At 65.0% G+C, this 3310-nt stretch carries 2 protein-coding genes and 1 tRNA gene; 2 read left to right on the top strand and 1 reads right to left on the bottom strand.

What is annotated here, in order from left to right:
* Positions 1–1512, top strand: a 1512-nt coding sequence (locus QZ213_RS26405; RefSeq protein WP_365885368.1) for an amino acid permease, incomplete at its 5' end; no start/stop codon positions are given.
* Between the two features lie 22 nt (positions 1513–1534).
* Here the strand turns inward: QZ213_RS26405 and QZ213_RS26400 are convergent.
* A tRNA-Gln gene (locus tag QZ213_RS26400) sits at positions 1535–1609 on the bottom strand.
* A 296-nt stretch (positions 1610–1905) separates the two neighbouring features.
* Between QZ213_RS26400 and QZ213_RS26395 the strand changes: the two genes are divergently transcribed.
* On the top strand, positions 1906–3310 hold a 1405-nt coding region (locus tag QZ213_RS26395), incomplete at its 3' end, for an acyl-CoA dehydrogenase family protein (RefSeq protein ID WP_291688997.1).

Below are 3310 nucleotides of genomic sequence, written 5' to 3'. Positions count from 1 at the left end.
CCGATGCGTTATGGTTTTGCGGCATCGGTTCCGGCACGGGGGTTTCAACGCGCGATGGCAGGTATCTGGACTCGCAAATCCACCGCGGAGCTGTTGAGCGAGGCCGCGCAAGGCGGCGAAGATGACGGCGAGGTGCGGGCTCTCAAGCGCACCCTGTCCGCCCTCAACCTCACAGCCCTCGGCGTGGGCGGTATCATCGGCGCGGGCATCTTCGTGCTGACCGGGCACGCCGCCGCAGCGAATGCGGGCCCCGCGGTCGCGCTGTCGTTCCTGCTCGGCGCCGTGGCCTGCGCCTTCGCCGGCCTTCCGATCAGCGGCAGCGCCTATACCTACGCCTACGCCACGCTCGGCGAACTGATCGCATGGATCATCGGCTGGGATCTCATTCTCGAATACGCGGTCGGCGCCACCACCGTCGCGATCGGCTGGTCCGGCTATGTCGTTAGTCTGGCCAGGGATTTGGGCATTAATCTCCCGATGCGATTTGTCTCCTCGCCCCTTTCCTATGATGCGGCCCAGCACGCATGGTCGTCCACCAGCGCGATCCTGAACGTGCCGGCGGTGGCGATTATCATCGTCATCACGGCGCTGCTGGTGGTCGGCATCCGCGAGACCGCGCGGTTCAACAATTTCATTGTCGCGGTCAAGCTCGTCGTGATCGCGTTGTTTGTCGTCTGCACCCTGCCCGCGTTCAGCACGACCAATTGGATCACACCCAGCAATCCCACAGGCGCCTTTATCCCGCCCAACGCGGGCGTCGGCATTTACGGCTGGTCGGGCCTCGCGCGCGGCGCGGCGGTGGTGTTCTTTGCCTATATCGGGTTCGATGCCGTCTCCACGGCCGCGCAGGAAGCCAAAAACCCGAAGCGGGATATGCCGATCGGCATTCTCGGCTCGCTGGTCATCTGCACGGTGCTGTATGCCGTGGTCAGCCTGGTTCTTACCGGCATCGTGCCCTTCGACCGATTGAACGTGCCCGATCCGATCGCGGTCGGGATCGATGCCGCGGGCGTCGGCTGGCTTTCCCCGTTCATCAAGCTGGGAATCATTTTCGGCCTGACCTCGGTCATTACGGTCATGCTGCTGGCACAGCCAAGAATTTTTCGGGCGATGGCGCATGACGGCCTGCTTCCGGCGGTGGCCGCAGAGATTCATCCCACGCGGCGCACGCCGCACATCGCGACGATTTCGACCGGCGCGGTGGTGGCCGTGCTCGCAGGCCTGCTGCCGATCGGGCTCGTCGGCGAACTCGTCAGTATCGGGACGTTGTTCGCCTTTGCCGTGGTATCGCTGGGCGTGCTGGCGTTGCGCATCACCGAGCCGAAGCTCAACCGTCCGTTCAGGGCGCCGGCGATCTGGCTGGTGGGGCCGGCGGGTGCTGCGACCTCGATATTCCTGATGTTCAGCCTGCCCGCCGACACCTGGCTCAGGCTGGCGGTCTGGCTCGCGATCGGACTGGTGATATACTTCGGTTATGGCGCGCGGCACAGCCGGATCAGGGCCGAGGCGTAACCGGGAATCCGAACGTCGATATTGGCTGGGGCGGGAGGGTTCGAACCTCCGAATGGTGGAATCAAAATCCACTGCCTTACCACTTGGCGACGCCCCAAAAGCTTTCTGGAAAAGCGGGGACTGCCTGCGCCCCGCGGATTCCCTGTCCGGCCACGCCGGTCTATAGAGGGAGTTGAGCCATTTCAACAGGCTAGAGCCGGGAATTCGGGTTGAATCGGCCCCGCATCCCGTCTCTTTATATTCAAGTAACACTTCAGGCGAAATGCGTGCCTTTTGGTCCGGAAATGCCCGGTCTCCCGTTCCCGCGGGGCTCGATTTCGGCCCCCGGAGAGTTGAGAGATCAACGGTTTCGTGGGAAGACCTCCCGCTCACCGCCAGATGCGAGACATCATCATGACCTACCGCGCGCCGATCAACGACATGCTGCTCGCCCTCAACCATGGCGCGGGCCTTTCGGCCGCCGTGAAGGCCGGCCATTACGGCGATTTCGACGCCGACATCACGGCTGCGGTGCTGGAGGAAGCCGGCAAATTCGCCTCCGACGTGCTGGCGCCGCTCAACCGCGTCGGCGACGAGCACGGCATCACGCTCGACGCCGGCAAGGTGACCACCGCGCCCGGCTGGCCCGATGCCTACAAGCGCTGGACGGCCGCGGGCTGGAACGCGGTGTCCGGCTCCGAAGCGTTCGGCGGCCAGGGTCTGCCGCTCGCGATCAACGCAGCCTGCACCGAAATCTGGAGCGCGTCGAATATCGCCTTCGGGCTCTGCCCGCTGCTCACGCTGAGCGCGATCGAGGCGCTCGAGGCCCATGGCAGCGATGAATTGAAGAAGATCTATCTGGCCAAGCTGATCTCCGGCGAATGGCCCGGCACCATGCAGCTCACCGAGCCGCAGGCCGGCTCCGACGTCGGCGCCTTGCGCACCCGCGCCGAGCGCGCGTCCGACGGCACTTACCGCATCAAGGGCACGAAAATCTTCATCACCTACGGCGACCACGACATGAGCGACAACATCGTGCATTTCGTGCTGGCGCGATTGCCGGATGCGCCCGCCGGCACCAAAGGCATTTCGCTGTTCTTGATTCCGAAATTCCTGGTCAACGCCGACGGCTCGCCGGGTGCGCGCAACGACATCTACGCCAGCGGCATCGAGCACAAGCTCGGCATGCACGCGGCGCCCACCTGCACCATGACCATGGGCGACCATGGCGGCGCGATCGGTTATTTGATCGGCGAGGAAAACCGCGGCATGCATTGCATGTTCACGATGATGAACCAGGCCAGGCTCGGAGTCGGCCTCGAGGGCGTCGGCATCGCCGACCGCGCCTATCAGCAAGCGCTGGCTTTCGCGCAGGGACGCCGCCAGGGCCGCGCGCCCGGCAAGCCCGGCACCGAGTCCGACCCGATCATCGTGCATCCCGACGTCAAGCGCATGCTGATGCAGATGCGCGCACTGACCGCGGCGGCACGAACCATCTGCTACGCGACCGCCGTCGCGCTCGATATTTCGGTGCGCGCCAAGGATCCCGGGACCCGCGCCCTTGCCGCCGCCCGTGGCGCGCTGCTGACGCCAATCGCCAAGGCATTCTCCACCGACATCGGCAACGAGGTCGCCTCGCTCGGCGTGCAGATACATGGCGGCATGGGATTCATCGAGGAAACCGGCGCCGCGCAGCATCTTCGCGATGCCCGCATCACCCCGATCTATGAAGGCACCAACGGCATCCAGTCGATCGACCTCGTGACGCGCAAGCTCGCGGCCAATGGCGGCGCCTCGGTGTGGGCGCTGCTCGACGAAC

The sequence above is a fragment of the Bradyrhizobium sp. genome (genome assembly GCF_017881085.1).
In the GTDB taxonomy this organism is placed as follows: domain Bacteria; phylum Pseudomonadota; class Alphaproteobacteria; order Rhizobiales; family Xanthobacteraceae; genus Bradyrhizobium.
The sequence above is the reverse complement of the archived record's forward strand: the minus strand, read 5'-3'. Positions and strand labels throughout refer to the sequence as shown.